At 65.3% G+C, this 17,537-nt stretch carries 17 protein-coding genes and 1 pseudogene; 11 read left to right on the top strand and 7 right to left on the bottom strand.

The window, feature by feature from the left end; translation table 11 throughout:
* Positions 1–24: 24 nt before the first annotated feature.
* Genes H0193_RS08475 through H0193_RS08490 form a run of 4 tightly spaced genes read left to right on the top strand, consistent with a single transcriptional unit; the run spans position 25 to position 3,156 of the window.
* On the top strand, positions 25–588 hold the full coding sequence (locus tag H0193_RS08475) for an RNA polymerase sigma factor (protein WP_181889395.1): 564 nt from the start codon (positions 25–27) through the stop codon (positions 586–588).
* Positions 589–599: 11 nt separating this feature from the next.
* Positions 600–1,601 (top strand): thioredoxin-disulfide reductase, encoded by a 1,002-nt coding sequence (gene trxB, locus H0193_RS08480; RefSeq protein WP_181889396.1) that lies wholly within the window; start codon positions 600–602, stop codon positions 1,599–1,601.
* 9 nt (positions 1,602–1,610) lie between these two features.
* The gene (trxA, locus tag H0193_RS08485; RefSeq protein ID WP_181889397.1) at positions 1,611–1,934 is read left to right on the top strand and encodes a thioredoxin; all 324 of its coding nucleotides are present in this window, start codon (positions 1,611–1,613) and stop codon (positions 1,932–1,934) included.
* A 43-nt stretch (positions 1,935–1,977) separates the two neighbouring features.
* Positions 1,978–3,156, top strand: a complete 1,179-nt coding sequence (locus tag H0193_RS08490; RefSeq protein WP_181889398.1) for an N-acetylmuramoyl-L-alanine amidase — start codon at positions 1,978–1,980, stop codon at positions 3,154–3,156.
* On the opposite strand, the gene H0193_RS08495 is transcribed toward H0193_RS08490, so the two are convergent.
* The 7 genes from H0193_RS08495 to rpmH form a co-directional block, all read right to left on the bottom strand.
* Positions 3,157–4,194, bottom strand: a complete 1,038-nt coding sequence (locus H0193_RS08495) for a ParB/RepB/Spo0J family partition protein (protein ID WP_181889399.1) — start codon at positions 4,192–4,194, stop codon at positions 3,157–3,159.
* A 3-nt stretch (positions 4,195–4,197) separates the two neighbouring features.
* Entirely contained in the window at positions 4,198–5,133 is a 936-nt protein-coding gene (locus tag H0193_RS08500; protein WP_181889400.1) for a ParA family protein, read from the bottom strand.
* On the bottom strand, positions 5,134–5,766 hold the full coding sequence (rsmG, locus tag H0193_RS08505; RefSeq protein WP_181889401.1) for a 16S rRNA (guanine(527)-N(7))-methyltransferase RsmG: 633 nt from the start codon (positions 5,764–5,766) through the stop codon (positions 5,134–5,136).
* A gap of 82 nt (positions 5,767–5,848) precedes the next feature.
* Positions 5,849–6,814 carry a membrane protein insertase YidC gene (gene yidC, locus H0193_RS08510; RefSeq protein WP_181889402.1) on the bottom strand — a complete coding sequence of 322 codons (966 nt, stop codon included), beginning with the start codon at positions 6,812–6,814 and terminating at the stop codon, positions 5,849–5,851.
* 9 nt (positions 6,815–6,823) lie between these two features.
* Entirely contained in the window at positions 6,824–7,111 is a 288-nt protein-coding gene (gene yidD, locus H0193_RS08515) for a membrane protein insertion efficiency factor YidD (RefSeq protein WP_181889403.1), read from the bottom strand.
* Positions 7,111–7,467: a ribonuclease P protein component gene (gene rnpA, locus H0193_RS08520; protein WP_181889404.1), complete on the bottom strand. Its 357-nt coding sequence runs from the start codon at positions 7,465–7,467 to the stop codon at positions 7,111–7,113. The genes yidD and rnpA overlap by 1 nt, the downstream gene beginning before the upstream one ends.
* A 13-nt stretch (positions 7,468–7,480) precedes the next feature.
* Positions 7,481–7,618 (bottom strand): 50S ribosomal protein L34, encoded by a 138-nt coding sequence (gene rpmH / locus H0193_RS08525; protein ID WP_034996682.1) that lies wholly within the window; start codon positions 7,616–7,618, stop codon positions 7,481–7,483.
* Between the two features lie 769 nt (positions 7,619–8,387).
* On the opposite strand from rpmH, the gene dnaA reads away from it, so the two are divergent.
* The 7 genes and pseudogenes from dnaA (at position 8,388) to gyrB (ending at position 17,497) form a co-directional block, all read left to right on the top strand.
* Positions 8,388–9,950, top strand: coding sequence for a chromosomal replication initiator protein DnaA (dnaA, locus tag H0193_RS08530; protein WP_181889405.1), 1,563 nt, complete (start codon positions 8,388–8,390; stop codon positions 9,948–9,950).
* Positions 9,951–10,279: 329 nt separating this feature from the next.
* Positions 10,280–10,510: pseudogene (locus H0193_RS12385) on the top strand (transposase); the annotation flags it as partial.
* A gap of 105 nt (positions 10,511–10,615) precedes the next feature.
* Entirely contained in the window at positions 10,616–11,728 is a 1,113-nt protein-coding gene (locus H0193_RS08535) for an IS30 family transposase (protein ID WP_236883564.1), read from the top strand.
* A 573-nt stretch (positions 11,729–12,301) separates the two neighbouring features.
* Positions 12,302–13,486 carry a DNA polymerase III subunit beta gene (gene dnaN, locus H0193_RS08540; RefSeq protein WP_181889407.1) on the top strand — a complete coding sequence of 395 codons (1,185 nt, stop codon included), beginning with the start codon at positions 12,302–12,304 and terminating at the stop codon, positions 13,484–13,486.
* 3 nt (positions 13,487–13,489) lie between these two features.
* Complete coding sequence (gene recF / locus H0193_RS08545) at positions 13,490–14,671, top strand: DNA replication/repair protein RecF (protein ID WP_181889408.1); 1,182 nt, start codon at positions 13,490–13,492, stop codon at positions 14,669–14,671.
* The gene (locus H0193_RS08550; RefSeq protein WP_181889409.1) at positions 14,655–15,251 is read left to right on the top strand and encodes a DciA family protein; all 597 of its coding nucleotides are present in this window, start codon (positions 14,655–14,657) and stop codon (positions 15,249–15,251) included. The genes recF and H0193_RS08550 overlap by 17 nt, the downstream gene beginning before the upstream one ends.
* A gap of 146 nt (positions 15,252–15,397) precedes the next feature.
* The gene (gene gyrB, locus H0193_RS08555) at positions 15,398–17,497 is read left to right on the top strand and encodes a DNA topoisomerase (ATP-hydrolyzing) subunit B (protein ID WP_181889410.1); all 2,100 of its coding nucleotides are present in this window, start codon (positions 15,398–15,400) and stop codon (positions 17,495–17,497) included.
* The last annotated feature ends 40 nt before the right edge of the window (positions 17,498–17,537 follow it).

The raw sequence follows: 17,537 nt of genomic DNA on the forward strand, positions 1-17,537 counted from the left end.
GGGCAACTGAAATTTGGGGGGACAATGGACTACATCAACGACCGGCAGCTGGTGGCGAACTACCTGGGAGGGGACCGGCAGGCCTTCACGCTCATCGTGCGGCGGCACCGCAAGCGCATGTACTTCGCCGCCCGCAACTTCGCGCGCAACGAGCAGGACGCGCAGGACATCGTCCAGGACGCCCTGTTCAAGGCGGCGCGCAGCCTGCACACCTACCGCGGGGAGGCGAAGCTGTCCACGTGGCTGCACCGCATGACCATCAACGCGGCGATAGACCACCAGCGCAAGGACGGCCGCGCCGGCGCCCAGTACAGCCTGGACGACAACGACCACGTGGACATCGACGCGAACAAGTACCTCGCCTACAACCCCATGGAGAACATGGAGCGCACCATGGCCATGCGCCAGGCCCTGGCGGTGCTGCCGCAGGCGCAGCGCAAAGCACTGTGGCTCATCGATGTCGCGGGCATGAGCGTCGGCGACGCCGCGGCCGAACTCGGGGTGCAGCCGGGCACCGTGAAGTCGCGCCGCTACCGGGCGCGAGAGGCCGTCGCCGCGGCGATAGGGGAGGCGGCGCCGGCGCGCTAAGATCTGCAACCATGACTTCCCCCGGCTTCAACTTTGTCACCCCGCAGACCGATGCGGCACCCGCGCCCGCAGCCGCTACCACCAGCACCGACGAGGTACACGACCTGATCATCGTCGGCTCCGGCCCATCCGGCTACACCGCCGCCCTCTACGCCGCCCGCGCGGAGCTGAAGCCGCTCGTGTTCGAGGGCTACGAGTACGGCGGCGAGCTGATGAACACCACCGAGGTGGAGAACTTCCCCGGCTTCGAAGACGGCATCATGGGCCCGGACCTCATGGCCAACATGCGCGCCCAGGCGGAGAAGTTCGGCGCGGACCTGCGCCAGGAGATGGTGGACTCCGTGGACTTCTCCGGCGACATCAAGAAGGTCGTGGTGGACGGCGAAGTCTTCCAGGCCCGCGCCGTCATCCTCGCCACCGGCGCCGCCCCGCGCCACCTGGGCATCCCGGGGGAAGCGGAGCTGACCGGCCGCGGCGTGTCCACCTGCGCGACCTGCGACGGCTTCTTCTTCAAGGACCAGCACATCGCCGTCGTCGGCGGCGGCGACTCCGCCATGGAGGAGGCCACCTTCCTGACCAAGTTCGGCTCCAAGGTCACCCTGATCCACCGCTCGGAGAACTTCCGCGCCTCCAAGATCATGCTCGAGCGCGCCCGCGAGAACGACAAGATCGAGTTCCTCACCGACACCGTGGTGGACTCCGTGGCGGAGGCGGACGGCAAGGTCGGCGGGCTGAATATCCGCAACACCGTCACCGGCGAGGAAAGCGTGCTGGACGCCACCGCACTGTTCGTCGCCATCGGCCACGACCCGCGCTCCGCGTTCCTGGACGGCCAGGTCGCCGTTGACGAGGGGGGTTACGTTGAGGTGGCGGAGCCGTCGACAAGCACGAGCGTTCAAGGCGTGTTCGCATGCGGCGACCTGGTGGACAAGACCTACCGCCAAGCCATCACCGCCGCTGGCGCCGGCTGCCGCGCCGCGCTGGACGCACAGCACTACCTGGCGGCGCTGTAGACTGTCCGCATGAACGCACCAGTTGATGTGACCCAAACAACCTTCAAAAACGAGGTCATCGAGGCGGACACCCCGGTGCTCGTGGACTTCTGGGCGGAGTGGTGCGGGCCGTGCCGCAAGCTCTCCCCGCTGCTCGACGAGATCGCCCAGGAGATGGACGGCCAAGTCAAGGTAGCCAAGGTCAACGTGGACAACGAGCGCGCGCTCGGCGCCATGTTCCAGGTCATGTCCATCCCCGCCGTCATGCTGTTCAAGGACGGCAAAAAGGTCGACGAGTTCGTCGGCGTGCGCCCGAAATCCGAGATCGTTTCCAAGATTCAGGCGCAGCTCTAGCGGCGCGTAGACTGACCCTGTCCATCCAACTAGAAAGGCCCGCATGCAAGACATTTTGCGCGTTGGCGACTCCAGCACACGGGTCGCCGAGGTCCGGATGTCCTTAGCCCGCCTGGGCCTGATAGACGGCTACGAGGGCGACATCGACTCCACCCGGCGCTTCTCCGAGAGCGAGATGCTTTACGACGACATCCTGTGCGAAGCCGTCAAAGCCTTCCAACAATCCCGCGGCATCGTGCCCACCGGGACCATCGACTCGGCGACGCTGCGGGAACTGCGCGAGGCGTCCTACACCCTCGGCGCGCGCGTGCTGAGCTACAAGCCCGGCCAGGAAATGGTCGGCGACGACGTCGGGCAGCTGCAGTCCCAGCTGCACGAGCTGGGCTTTTACCCGCACCGGGTGGACGGCCGCTTCGGGCCGCGCACCTACGAGTCGCTGATGAACTACCAGCTCAACTCCGGGCTGGAGGACGACGGCGTGTGCGGCCCCGACACCCTCCACGCCCTGTCGCTTCTTGGCCGCCGCATCACCGGCGGGTCCGCGCAGGCCATCCGCGAGCGTGAGACCGTGCGCCAGGCCGGCCCGAACCTGACCGGCAAGCGCGTGGTCATCGACCCGGACCTCGGCGGCGCCGACCGCGGCCTGGTCGTCGACGGCCCGTACGGCCCCATCACGGAGGAGGAGATCCTCTGGGATTTGGCCCAGCGCATCGAGGGCCGCATGGTCGCCGCCGGCATGGAAACCATCCTGTCGCGCCCCCGCGGCGACAACCCCTCCAACAAGCAGCGCGCCGACCTGGCCAACGGCTTCAAGGCGGACCTGCTTATCTCCCTGCGCCTGGACTCCTACCAGAACGAGAAGGCCAACGGCGTGGCCACCTTCTACTTCGGCTCCGAGAAGGGCAGCTCCTCGCTGACCGGGGAGACGCTATCCGGCTACATCCAGCGCGAGGTCGCCGCCCGCACCCAGCTGCAGAACTGCCGCAACCACGCCCGCACCTGGGAGATGCTGCGCATGACCCGGATGCCGTCGGTGGAGCTGGTGGCCGGCTACCTGACCAACCCGGGGGACCTAGCCGTGCTCACCGACCCCAACGAGCGCGACGCCATCGCCGAAGCGGTCGTGGTGGCCGTCAAGCGCCTCTACCTGCTCGACCACGACAACCGGCCCACCGGCACATACTCCTTCAAGGAGCTGCTGCGGGAGGAAAAGCACGCCTAGCTAGTCGGTGCCCTGGATGAGCCCCATGATGCGCTCGAAGTCGTCCTTGTCGCCGAACTCCACCACGATCTTGCCCTTGCGCTTGCCCATGGTCACCGACACCTTGGTGTCCCAGATGTCCGCGAGCGAGTCGGCGGCGCGGGTGAGGTACTCCGGCTGCGGGGCGGGCTGACGCTTCGGCTTGTCCGGCACCTTGCCGCCTGCATTGATCAGGGACACGGCCTCTTCCGTCGCGCGGACGGACAGACCCTCGGCGACAATGCGGTCGGCGAGCTGGGCTTGGGCGTCGGCGGTGCCGTCGCCAAGCTTGATGCCCAGCAGCGCACGCGCGTGACCTGCAGAAAGCACGCCGGCGGCGACGCGGCGCTGCACGCCCACCGGCAGGTTGAGCAGGCGGATCGCGTTAGTGATCACGGGGCGCGAGCGGCCCAGGCGGTCCGCGAGCTGCTCCTGGGTCACGCCGAATTCGTCGAGAAGCTGCTGATAGGCGGCGGCCTCTTCGAGCGGGTTGAGCTGCACGCGGTGGATGTTTTCCAACAGCGCGTCACGCAGCATGTCCTCGTCGGAGGTTTCGCGCACGATGGCCGGGATGTGCTTCAGGCCGGCCTTGGAGGAGGCGCGCCAGCGGCGCTCGCCCATGATCAGCTCGAAGCCCTCGGGCGTGTCGCGCACGACGATGGGCTGCAGCAGGCCGAACTCGCGGATGGAGTGGACCAGCTCAGCCAGCTCGTCCTCGTCGAAGACCTGGCGCGGCTGCTTCGGGTTGGGGATGATCTGGCCGACCGGGATCTCCTGGTAGCGCGCGCCCACCGGCACGGGCTGGATCACCTTGTCGCGCTTGGCGGACACTGTCGGGGCGCCCTGGACTTTCTTTTTGGGGGCGCCCTTTGGTGCGTCGTCAGGCAATTGCTTGCCGAAGATCACGTCGGAGGCGCCCCCGCCGATGCCCGGGGTCTTGCCGTTTTTGTCGATGTCCGACGGCGCCGACGGGATGAGCGCCGCCAGTCCGCGGCCGAGGCCGCCCTTGCGTTCTGCCATTGATTACTCCTCCTCGAGCTGGTTGTAGACCTCGGGGCTCACGCCGATTGGGCCGGTGGTGGGGTGCGGCTGGTAGTCGCCGCGGGTGGCCAGCTCCTTCGCCGCGTCAAAGTAGGCCAGGGCGCCGCGGGATCCGGGGTCGTAGTCGATGACGGTCTGGCCGTAGCCGGGCGCCTCGGAGACCTTCACGGAACGGGGGATGACGTTGTTCAGCACCACTTGGCCGAACTGGCCGCGCACCTCGTCCGCAACGTCGGCGGCCAGGCGGGTGCGGGCGTCGTACATGGTCAGCACGATCGCGGAGATGTGCAGGTTGTTGTTCAGGTGCTCGCGGATCATGCCGATGTTGCCCAGCAGCTGGCCCACGCCCTCGAGCGCGTAGTACTCGCACTGGATCGGGATGAGCACCTCGTCCACCGCGGTCATCGCGTTGATGGTCAAAAGCCCGAGCGACGGCGGGCAGTCGATGAACACGTAGTCGAAGGCGTGCTCGTCCAAAAAGCCGCGGCGGATCTGGTCGTGCAGGCGGTACTCGCGCCGCACCATGGACACCAGCTCGATCTCCGCGCCGGCCAGGTCGATGGTGGCGGGGATGCAGAACAGGTTCGGGTTGTCCGGGTGCGGCTGCACGGCGTCGGAGGCCTCGGCCTCGCCGATGAGCAGCTCGTAGCTCGACGTGGTGCCGGAGGTGTGCTCCGCACCCAGCGCGGTCGACGCGTTGCCCTGCGGGTCCAGGTCGATCACCAACACTTTCAGGCCCTGCTTGCTCAGCCCGGCCGCCAGATTCACGCTGGTGGTGGTCTTGCCCACGCCGCCCTTCTGGTTGGCCACGGTGATCACGCGCGGCTGGTCCGGCTTCGGCAGCGCTTCGCTTCTCGACGTCACCCGCGCCGCGCGCATCGCCGCCTCCATCACAGGAGTCTCGTCGTAGTTTTCCATCTACGCCCCCTTCTTTCTGCGCTGGATACGGATCAACGTGGTGGGCTGCTCCAGCACGGACTCGCCCACAGTGAAGATCTCCGCCTCAACGCCGCCGGCCTTCGCAATGGCCTTCGCGTCGCGCTCGAGTTCCTCCGCCACGGATTCGCCCTTCATCGCAATCATGTGCCCGCCGCCCTGCAGCAGCGGAATGGACCACCCGGCGAGCTTACCCAGCGGGGCGACGGCGCGGGAGGTGACGGCGTCGAAAGCCGCCTTGGGCTGCTCCTCGGCGCGCCCGCGCACCACGGTCACGTTGTCCAGGCCCAGTTCGGAAACGACCTCGCCCAGGTATGTGGAGCGCTTCAGCAACGGCTCAATCAACGTGATGGAAAGGTCCGGCCGCGCGATCGCCAGCGGGATACCGGGAAGGCCGGCGCCTGAGCCGATGTCCGCCACCTTCAGACCAGGCTCGAACGCCTCCGCGATCACTGCGCAGTTGAGGATGTGGCGCTCCCACAAACGCTCCACCTCTTTGGGCCCGATGAAGCCGCGCTCGGCGGCCGTGGTGGCCAAAGAGCGGTGGTAGGCCTCGGCCAATCCGAGGCGTTCTCCGAAAACTTGGGCTGCGGCTGCAGGGGAGGTATCCGACATGCACAACACTGTAGTCGGCCCGCCGACATGAAAAAGTCCCGGCCGAAAACGGGCCGGGACTTGTTCGTCGATAAGCAGAAAGTTACTTACCTTGCTTCCGCTGCTTCTTGGTGCGGCGGTCCTTGGTGCGCGCGCCCGGGGCGGGGGCGGTGGTGCGCTTGAGCTCCACCTTGCGCGCCTCCTCGGCGGCCTCTTCTTTGTCCATCTTGTTGTTCAGCCACATGGTCTGGAAGAACGTCCACAGGTTGTTGGTGAGCATGTAGAACAGCAGGCCGATGTGCCAGATCACGCCGGTGGCAAGAATCATGACGGGGAAGAACCACATCATCATCTTGTTCATCAGACCCATCTGGGACTGCATCATCTCGGCCATCTCGCCCTGCGGCTTCGGGCCCTTGCCGGCGGCCTTGCGGGCCTCCTGGCGCTTGACCATGAGGCGGGCGTTGAGGTGCGTGAACGCCGCACACAGCAGAACCAGCGGCAGGCACACGGCGATGATCTGCGCGCGGGTCAGATCCGCGTTGCCGAACGCGGCGAAGGCCTCCTGCGGCATGGACATGTACGCGGACAGCGGCACGCCGAAGAAGTCCGCGTCCAGGAAGGACTGCACGTCTTCCACCGGGAAGGCGTAGTTCGCGGTGGAGCGGTTCTCCTCCACGGACATGCCCAGCTCACTGGTGCGGTTGAAGGAGCGCAGCACGTGCAACAGGCCGATGAAGATGGGCAGCTGCACGATCGGCACGATGCAGGACGACAGCGGGTTCGTACCGTTTTCGCGGTAAAGCTTCTGCGTCTCTTCGGCGATCTTCTGCTGGTCGCCCTTGTACTTCTCGCGGATTTCCTGCATCCGCGGCTGCATCTCCTGCATTTTGCGCGTGGAGCGCATCTGGTTGACCATCGGCTTGAGCAGCAGCAGGCGCACCGTGCAGGTGAGCAGGACGATGGCCAAGATCCAGGAGATGCCCGAATCCTTGGGGATGACAAAGCCGAGAACCTCGTGCCAGAACCTCAGCACCCAGGAAATCGGCCAATAGATGAAATTCAGCACGTTTCGGTGTTACTCCTCACTCATTTCAATGCTGCCCGGCACTGGGTCGTAGCCGCCGGGGTGCCAGGGCCCGCATTTGCACAGCCTGGCCGCGGCCATTGCGCCGCCGCGCACCGCTCCGTGGCGTGACACGGCTTCGAGCGCATACGCACTGCATACTGGCATAAAACGGCACGTCCCGCCCATCTTAAGGGGTGAGATGTACTTTTGGTAACCGCGAATCAGCCCCACCAGCAGTTTCGCCGCAGGCCCCTTCGCGGCGGGAATTTCGCCGCCGGCGAAGTTGAAGTAGGCCATTATCGCTTCTTTTGCGCTTTGTCCAGGGCTTTTTCCAGATCGCGCGCGAGCTCGTCGGTCGTTGCGGCTGCGGCGGGCGGGAGGGCGCGGATCACCACATCGACAGAGCGCTCAAGCTTATCGACGAGCTCCCGCTCCACCACCACATGCCGCAACTTCCTCGACACGGCATGGCGCGTCACGGCGTTGCCCACCTGCTTGGACACCACCAGCCCGAAGCGCGGCCCGCCCTGGATGACGGGGTCTTTCCGGTGGTGCACATGCACCATTAACGTGCGAGACCCCGCGCGCACACCCTTCCTCATCGCAACTTTGAAGTCTGCGGAGGAAGAAAGTTTGTGCGGGCGGGGTAACACGCTCGGGTTGAAACTATGCCGTCAGCTTTGCGCGGCCCTTCTTGCGGCGCGCGGAAACGATGGCGCGGCCAGCGCGGGTCTGCATGCGGGCACGGAAGCCGTGCTTGCGTGCGCGGCGACGGTTGTTCGGCTGGAAAGTCCGCTTAGACACGGTGGACTCCTTGTGCAGTCGTGAACAGCCGGCGGCTCGTCAAAGCCTCCCGGGGAAGTGGCCGTTCCAGAGTTGAAACGTTGCGTTGAGATTGCGGCTCGGCTCCAGAGGTGGAGCGCAGTTCGCGTGCAGCGCCTTCGCCAGCTCGCCTTGATTCAAGCGGCCCGGTGCCCGGCGGGGGCGGTGCTCTCAGATGTACGCCGGTGCAACCGACGTAAAGACGGGGTTAAGACTACGCGAATTTGTGCTCCCCGGCCAAATCAACACGCGCACTTTTTTCCAGGGGCAATCGGGTACCCCCGTAATTACAACAATGTGTTTTTTCGCAGGTGGGGCGGGAAATCCTCCCCGCACCCTGCGAGAGGGCTGGCAGTATGTGGACAGCTGTTCGACGCGGCGGTTTATCCACAAAAACCGGCCCTGGCGAAGTTTCGACAGCCCAAGGTCGGAGCGGGTAACAATAAAGCAATCACCACAATCGCACAGCCCGGGGATGCACAGGGCTGTGGATAACTGTGAAGTACCGGTTGAGACTTTCGCCAAAAACGCGTTGTTTGCGCAGGTCACGGCGGTGTAAATCTTCACACACAGTTATCCACAGGCCGCGCGGACCTTGTGGACAACCCTCGCTGCTAAAGTATCCACACCTGTGGATAACACTGTGGAACAGCAGGTGGCAGCGCGCCGAGCGGGCGAGCGAAGTTGTGGATTGCACAGTGAAATCCGGTGAATTACACCGAATGTAGACAGGAACAGACTGGAGACGACGTTGGCGGACCAACACCTCGAGGACCTGTGGCGCGGCGTCGTCGACGAGCTGCTGCGCCTCTCGGAGCAGGCCACCTCGTCCGTACCCACGCTGACCCCCCAGCAGCGCGCATACCTGCGGCTGATGAAGCCGGTCGTGCTTGTCGACGGCTACGCCCTACTCTCCGCACCCCACCAAGCCGCCAAAAATGTCATTGAGGAGTCACTGGCTCCCCACATCACGGCACTGCTGTCCTCCCACACCGGCCAGCCCTACGCCCTGGCCGTCTCCGTCGCCGCACCTGAACCGGAGCCGGAGCCCGAACCTGTTCAGCAGCCGGCGCCGACGCCGGAACCCAGCTGGCAGCCCACCCAATCCCACGTTGAAGCGCCGGCGGCGGGGGAGCAGATCCCCATGGGCCTGGACGAATTGGCGCAGATGCATGCTGCACAGGTGGCGGGGCGCCGTCGAGAAGCAAATGCGCACCCCACCGTGGACCGCCGCATCCCCCGCGAGAAGCCCGCGCACGACCCCGACCGCGAAGCCAGCCTGAACCCGAAGTACACCTTTGAAAACTTCGTCATCGGCTCGTCCAACCGCTTCGCCAACGGCGCCGCCGTCGCCGTCGCCGAAAACCCCGCCAAGGCCTACAACCCCCTGTTCATCTGGGGCGGCTCCGGCCTGGGCAAAACCCACCTCCTGCACGCCGCCGGCAACTACGCACGCGTGCTGCAGCCGGGACTGCGCATCAAATACGTCTCCTCCGAGGAATTCACCAACGACTACATCAACTCCGTGCGCGATGACCGCCAAGAATCCTTCAAGCGGCGCTACCGCAACCTGGACATCCTGATGGTCGACGACATCCAGTTCCTCGAAGGCAAAGAAGGCACCCAGGAAGAGTTCTTCCACACCTTCAACGCCCTGCACCAGGCAAACAAGCAGATCATCCTGTCTTCCGACCGGCCGCCGAAGCAGCTGACCACGCTCGAAGACCGGTTGAGGACGCGCTTCGAAGGCGGCCTGATCACCGACGTGCAGCCGCCGGACCTGGAAACCCGCATCGCCATCCTGATGAAGAAGGCGGCAGCCGACGGCACCCAGGTCGACCACTCCGTGCTGGAGCTCATTGCCTCCCAGTTCGAGTCCTCCATCCGCGAGCTCGAGGGCGCGCTGATCCGCGTGTCGGCCTACTCGTCGCTGATCAACGAGCCGATCACCATGGAAGTCGCCCAGGTCGCACTGCGCGACATCCTTCCCGACGAAGGCGACGTCAACATCACCGCCGACGCCATTAAGGACGCCGCCGCGGAGTACTTCCAGGTCTCCCTGGACCAGCTCGTCGGCGCCGGAAAGACCAGGCAGGTCGCCCACGCGCGCCAGATCGCCATGTATCTGTGCCGCGAATTGACCGAACTGTCCCTGCCCAAGATCGGCGACGAGTTCGGCGGCAAGGACCACACCACCGTCATGTACGCCGACCGCAAGATCCGCAAGGAGATGACGGAAAACCGCGGCACCTACGACGAGATCCAGGAGCTCACGCAGGTGATCAAGAACCGCGCCCGCACCCGCACGCGGTAGTTCGTGCTTTAGGCGGCGGACCCACTCCCATCTCCACAGACCCTGGGAGCCAAAGCCTGGGAATGCGCGGAGTTGTCAGTGGGTGAATGCGCCACCTCGACTTGGAGGTTGTTGTGGCTGGCCGTTGGACTCCGAAGGATGTGAAGGCTGCTTCTGTGGCGCGGCTTGTTGCAGGCGATGATGTCGGCGAGATTGCTCGTGATGCCGGAGTGGCAGAGGCCACGGTTTATGAATGGGTCAAGCAAGCTGGCGCGCTTTCGCCGAAGATGGCGTTGGCGCGTGCACGCGACCAACTTATCGGCGATGCGGTGGCGTTGGTGATGTCAGGGATGTCGGTACCGGATGTGGCTGCGACGTTGGGCACGTCACCAGGGGTGTTGTACCCGAGGTTGGCGAAAGTCGGTGTGCTGACCGAACTGCAGAAAAAGCCGCGCATCACCCCGCAGCAAAAGGAAGACGCGGTCGCACGGGTGTTGGATGGTGAGCCGGTGAAACGCGTTGCTGATGCATATGGCATGTCGACTAATTCGGTGTATCGCTGGGTGCAGCAAGCACGCCAGGAGAAAGCGGGCGGAAACCGTGATGGGGTGCAGCCGGCCAACACGCCGGAGGCTTGCACGGTAAAACCACCTGCGCACAGCAAAGTTGATTCCGTGCCAGCACCAATGAAAACACAGGCAGGTAGCGCGCCTGCCGACCATGCCGAGGACCGTGTGAACGTCGGCCGCGGGGTCCAACTGTCGTTTGAAGACCGCCTGACGATCCAACATGGGTGCAGCCAGGGATTGTCAGCCAGACAGATCGCCACACTTCTGGGGCGCCACCACAGCGTGATCAGCCGGGAGATTGCCCGCAACGGATGGGAAATCATCGACGATGACAGCGGTGAGGTCAAGGTGTTCTACAACGCCCGGTGTGCCCATACGGGTGCTCAGGCGCGTGCGTGCCGGCCGAAGGTGCGCAAGCTTGATGACAACCCGGTGCTTCGCGCTGTGGTGGTGGAATGTCTTGCCCGCCGGTGGTCACCCGGGCGCATCAGTGTGTGGCTTCAGCATGCTTTCGCCGATGATGAAAGCATGCGTATTTCCCACGAAGCGATCTACAGCGCCTTATACATCCAGGGCAAAGGCAGCCTGCGCGCCGAGCTTGAAGCGGTGATGAAGACCCAAGATGTGCTCATCCGCGGCGGGAAACGCCGAAAAACCCGGCCCCGCAATGCAGGTCTGCTCACCGGCAAGCCGTGGATCAAAGGTGCTGAAATCACCAAGCGCAGCCCAGAAGCCGACGACCGGGCAATCCCCGGGCACTGGGAAGGCGATCTTGTCATCGGCAAAGGCGGCAAAAGCGCGCTGATCACCCTAGTTGAGCGCACCAGCCGCTACACCCTGCTTGGACATCTGCCCACCGAACACACATCGATGACAGTGATTAAAACGATCCAGCAGATGGTCAAAGACCTCAACGCCGAACAGCTCAAGACCATCACCTGGGACCAAGGCGTGGAAATGGCTGAAACCGCACGTGTGCGCATCAAAGACGGCTGCGAGGTGTACTTTTGCGACCCGCACTCGCCGTGGCAGCGGCCCACCAACGAAAACACCAACGGTGAGATCCGCCGCCGGTTCTACAAGAAAGGCACCGACTTCGCCGAAGTAACCCCCGAGCACGTCGCCTGGGTACAAAACGAACTCAACGACACACCACGACAAGTCCTCGGCGGAGCAACACCACGTGAAATACTCGAGCAAATATTCAAACGTGGCGCATTAACCGCTTGATCCCGCCCGCGAAAATCGCACGATCCCAGGCTGTGGATCCCAGGGTCTGTCGTTGTGCTGCCTGGTGAGGGGCACCGGTAAACCACTTCCGTACCACTCTCCACAGCCCTATCCACATCTGTGTAATTACACCGATGTAGTTTGGCCAAGTGGATCACAGTGTAACCGGAGTCACACACCCGGAAGCTGGGGACAGAATGTGCATAACTGGTGGAAGAACGCGGTTCCGTTTGTGTAATTTCAAAGACCGCGAAAATCTATCCACAGGGGTCCCGACTTATCCACAAGTTATCCACAGCCCAAATCACACAGGTGACACGCCGTGCGACCGGCGCAAAACCAGTCCAATCCACAGTTTCCCCAACACCTACTGTTGTTCCCCTCTTTACTTCTTGTAATTCAATCTGGAGAAAGAGAGGGTGTGCAATCTCCGGCCCGGCCCTGAATGGCGGCGGTGATCCGGGAGGTGGGCCGTCGATAGGCGGAGTGCGCGCAGGCGAATCACAAATGTAGAGTGGTGTCCGATCTGGCTCTGCCCAAAATGCCAAGAATGCCTAAGGAGACTGCGCTGTCATGGACAACAATGTGTCGTTTCGCGTCCATAAGGATGAGCTCGCGGACGCCGCGGCGTGGGTCGCGCGCAGCCTGCCCACCAAGTCGACGCAGCCGGTGCTGCGTGCGGTTGTGATTACGGCCGACGACAACGGCCTGGAGTTCGCGGGCTTCGACTACGAGGTCTCCACCCGCGTGCGCATCGGCGCCGAGGTGAACGAGCCGGGCCGCGTCGCGGTCGCCGGCAAGCTGCTGGCGGACATCGTGGGCACCATGCCGAACGACGCCATCGAGGTCTCCACCGACTCCAAGGTGATGACGCTGAAGGCGCGTTCCTCCCGCTTCGAACTGCCGCTGATCGCGCTGGACGATTACCCGCAGCTGCCGCACCTGCCCGAGGTCACGGGCCGCATCTCCCCGGCGGCGCTCACAGGCGCGGTGACCCAGGTGGCTTCCGCCGCCGGCCGCGACGACACGCTGCCGATGCTCACCGGCATCCACATGGAGATCGACGGCGAGAATGTCACCCTCACCGCCACGGACCGCTTCCGCCTTGCGCAGCGCCACCTGACCTGGGAGCCGACCAGCCCGGACGTGAAGGCCGACCTGCTCGTCCCGGCGAAGACGCTGCTGGACAACGCGCGCACGCTGGACACGTCCATCGACGATCCGGTGGAGCTCGCCGCGGGCGCGGCCGACAACATCGGCGGCGACGGCCTGTTCGGCCTGCACACCGGCAACCGCGAAACCACCACCCGCATGCTGGATGCGGATTTCCCGAACGTCGCGCCGCTGCTGCCGAAGACGCACACGGCGATCGCCTCGGTGGAAGTCGCGCCGCTGCTGGAGTCCATCCGCCGCGTGAGCCTGGTCGCGGACCGCAACGCCCAGCTGCGCATGCACTTCAAGGAGGGCGAGCTCACGCTCTTCTCCTCCGGCGCGGATTCGGGCGCGGCCCAGGAGACGCTGCAGGCCGCGTTCACCGGCGTGGATGAGCTGCTCATCGCGTTCAACGCGGGCTATCTTCGCGACGGCCTGTCGGTCATCGGCACCGACCGCGTCGTGTTCGGCTTCACGGAGGCCTCCCGCCCGGCGATCATGATCCCGCAGCCGGAGGAGCTGCCGGAGCGCGGCGAGGACGGCACGTTCCCGACCCCGGACACGCACTTCACTTACCTGCTCATGCCGGTTCGCCTGCCGGGCTAGCCCATGCACGTCCGCGAGCTCGATCTGCGTGATTTCCGCTCGTGGCCCGAGCTGAATCTCAAGCTTGAGCCGGGCGTGACCGTTTTCGCGGGCCGCAACGGCCACGGCAAAACCAACATTGTGGAGGCGGTCCACTATTCGTCGAAGCTGTCGAGCCATCGCGTATCGACGGATGCTCCGCTGATCCACGCCGGCGCCGAAAACGCACGCGTGTCCGCCACCACCGTCAACGACGGCCGGGCGCTGACCACGCACCTGCTGATCAAGGCGCACGGCGCGAACCAGGCCCAGATCAACCGCACCCGGCTAAAGTCCGCCCGCGAGCTGTTGGGCGTGCTGCGGGTGGTGATGTTCTCCCCGGAGGATCTGCGCCTGATCACGGGCGAGCCGGCGGAGCGCCGCAAGTTCCTGGACGACCTCGCGGCACTCAGAACACCCCGCCTCGGCGGCGCCCGCGCGGACTACGAGAAGGTGCTACGGCAGCGAAACGCGCTGCTGAAGAGCTCGAACATGGCGCTGCGGCGCGGCTACCAGGACGAGGACGGCGCCAGCGCGCTTTCCACCCTGGACGTGTGGGACGGCCAGCTCGCCGCACTTGGCGCGCAGGTGGTGGCGGGAAGGCTCAGCCTCGTCGACGAGCTCGCCGAGCGCATCACCGAGGCCTACCAGTCCGTCGCCCCGGAGTCGCGCCCCGCGTCGGTGGCGTACAGCTCCACGCTCGACCGGGCGGTGACCGAGCTCAACGGCGGGCCGACACGGGACCCGGCGGTGTTCGAGGCCGCCATGCTCGCTGAGCTGGGGCGTCGCCGCAGGGACGAGATCGACCGCGGCGCCACCCTCGTGGGTCCCCACCGCGACGACCTGGCGCTCATGCTCGGCGACCAACCCGCGAAGGGCTACGCCTCCCACGGCGAAACCTGGTCCTACGCGCTGGCGCTGCACCTCGCCGAATACCAGCTTTTGGCCAGCGACGGCACCGACCCGGTGCTGATCCTCGACGACGTCTTCGCCGAGCTCGACGCCAAGCGTCGCGAGCGCCTCGTGCACGTCGCCGCCGACGCGGAGCAGGTGCTGGTCACCGCCGCGGTGGGCGACGACCTGCCCGGCAACCTCGACGACGCCGTCGCCGCGCGCTACGCCGTGACCATGCAGGACGGGGTGAGCGCCAGTGAGCGATCTGATTAAGCGCAGCTTCGACACAGTCCGCGCCACCGCGCGCAAACGCGGCCGCCCCCTGCCGGACCTCTCCCGCCAGGGCACCAGCACCATCCCCAGGCGCAATAAGCCATCGCTTCACGACGGACCAAAGGCGGGCATCACGGTGCCGGGATTAGACGTGCCGGAGGATCGTCGTAAAGCAAATGTGCGGGGCATCCCCACGGGCCTGGACGGGCGCGCATTGCCGCGCAGCTACAGAGTTTCCTCCTTTTCCAACCTGCTGGGCACTGAAATCCGCAAGCGCGACTGGACCGAGAAGATGGCGCACGGCTGGGTCATGGGGCACTGGGCCGAGCTGGTGGGCGAGAAGATCGGCCAGCACACGCGCGTGGAGATGATCAAGGGCGGCGAAGTGCACGTCAGCTGCGACTCCACCGCCTGGGCCACGCAGATGAAGTACATGCAGCGCGAAGTGCTCGCGGCGATTGCGGCGAAGGTCGGTCCGGACGTGGTGACCAAGCTGCACGTGTACGGGCCGAAGACGAAGAGCTGGCGCTACGGGCCCCTGCACGTGAAGGGCCGCGGCCCGCGAGACACGTACGGGTAGGGGTGGGCGAAAAACGCGCGTGAAACGCCCTCTCGCGCGTTGGACACCTCCCCGTTATGGCCCCCTCACCGTGTAATATGGGACAGGTTCAACGGGCCTGAATTACACATTCGGCCCACATTCACGCATGGAGGAGCTTCCCGAAAGTGGCAGAGCAGCAACCCCATTACGACGCGTCATCGATCACCATCCTCGAAGGCCTCGAGGCGGTGCGCAAGCGCCCGGGCATGTACATCGGCTCGACCGGTGTGCGCGGCCTGCACCACCTGGTGTGGGAGGTCGTGGACAACTCGGTCGATGAGGCGATGGCGGGCTACGCCGACCGCGTCGACGTCACCCTGCTGGAGGACGGCGGCGTCGAGGTCGTGGACAACGGCCGCGGCATCCCGGTGGAGATGCACCCGTCCGGCGCCCCGACGGTGCAGGTGGTCATGACCCAGCTGCACGCCGGCGGCAAGTTCGACTCGGAGTCCTACGCGGTCTCCGGCGGCCTGCACGGTGTGGGTATTTCCGTGGTCAACGCGCTATCCACCCGCGTCGAGGCGGACATCAAGCGCGACGGCAAGCACTGGTACCAGAAGTTTGAGATGGCCGTGCCGGAGAAGCTGGAAGAGGGCGGCAACGCCCGCGGCACCGGCACCACCATCCGGTTCTGGCCGGACGCGGAGATCTTCGAGACCGTCGATTTCAACTACGACACCATCTCGCGCCGCCTGCAGGAGATGGCCTTCCTGAACAAGGGCCTGACCATCACGCTGACGGACCAGCGCGTCACGGACGAGGAGTTGGAGCTCGAGGCGATCGCTGAGGAGGGCGACACCGCAGCGGCTATCGACGGCGACTCGTTCGACGACACCACCGAGACCGTCGACGCGTCCGAGGTGGACCAGGACGGCGACGGCGACACGGTGGAGCCGGGCGACGAAGTCGCGCCGGACGTGAAGAAGAAGCGCGAGAAGAAGGTCACCTTCTACTACCCGGACGGCCTGGTCGACTACGTCAAGCACCTGAACAAGTCGAAGACGGCCATCCACCCGACCATCATCGGCTTCGACCAGAAGGGCGACGGCCTGGAGGCCGAGGTGGCGATGCAGTGGAACGGCTCCTTCAAGGAGTCCGTGCACACCTTCGCCAACACGATTAACACCCACGAGGGCGGCACCCACGAGGAGGGCTTCCGCGCCGCGCTGACCAGCTTGATGAACCGCTACGCGCGCGACCACAAGCTGCTCAAGGACAAGGAGCCCAACCTTACTGGCGACGACTGCCGCGAGGGCCTCGCCGCCGTCGTCTCCGTGCGCGTGGCCGACCCGCAGTTTGAGGGCCAGACTAAGACCAAGCTGGGCAACACCGAGGTCAAGGGCTTTGTCCAGCGCGCGGTGAACGAGAACATCTCTGACTGGTTCGACGCCAATCCAGCCGAGGCCAAGGTCATCGTGAACAAGGCGGTGTCTTCCTCCCAGGCCCGCCAGGCGGCCCGCAAGGCCCGCGACCTGGTGCGCCGCAAGTCCGCCACCGACCTGGGCGGCCTGCCGGGCAAGCTCGCGGACTGCCGTTCCAAGGACCCGTCCAAGTCCGAGCTGTTCATCGTGGAGGGCGACTCTGCAGGCGGCTCCGCCAAGGGCGGCCGCGACTCCATGCACCAGGCGATCCTTCCGCTGCGCGGCAAGATCCTGAACGTGGAGAAGGCCCGCATGGACCGCGTGCTGAAGAACGCCGAGGTCCAGGCCATCATCACCGCGCTGGGCACGGGCATTAACGACGAGTTCGACATCGCCAAGCTGCGCTACCACAAGATCGTGCTCATGGCCGATGCGGATGTGGACGGCCAGCACATCGCCACCCTGCTCTTGACCCTGCTGTTCCGATTCATGCCGGAGCTGGTGGAAAACGGCCACGTCTACCTGGCTAACCCGCCGCTGTACAAGCTGAAGTGGGGCAAGGGCGAGCCGGGCTACGCCTTCTCCGACCGCGAGCGCGACGCGCTGCTGGCGGAGGGCCTGGAGGCCGGCCGCAAGATCAACACCGACGACGGCATCCAGCGCTACAAGGGCCTCGGCGAGATGAACGCCAAGGAGCTGTGGGAGACCACGCTCGACCCGGAGACCCGCATTCTGCGCCGCGTGGATATCGAGGACGCCCAACGCGCCGACGAGCTGTTCTCCATCCTCATGGGGGACGACGTTGCGGCCCGCCGCAGCTTCATCACCCGCAAGGCCAAGGACGTGCGCTTCCTGGACGTGTAAGCGCCCAAAAAATCAACGCCCCGGCGAATGGTTTCGCTGG

This window comes from Corynebacterium haematomassiliense (genome assembly GCF_013978595.1).
GTDB classification, from domain to species: Bacteria; Actinomycetota; Actinomycetes; order Mycobacteriales; family Mycobacteriaceae; genus Corynebacterium; species Corynebacterium lehmanniae.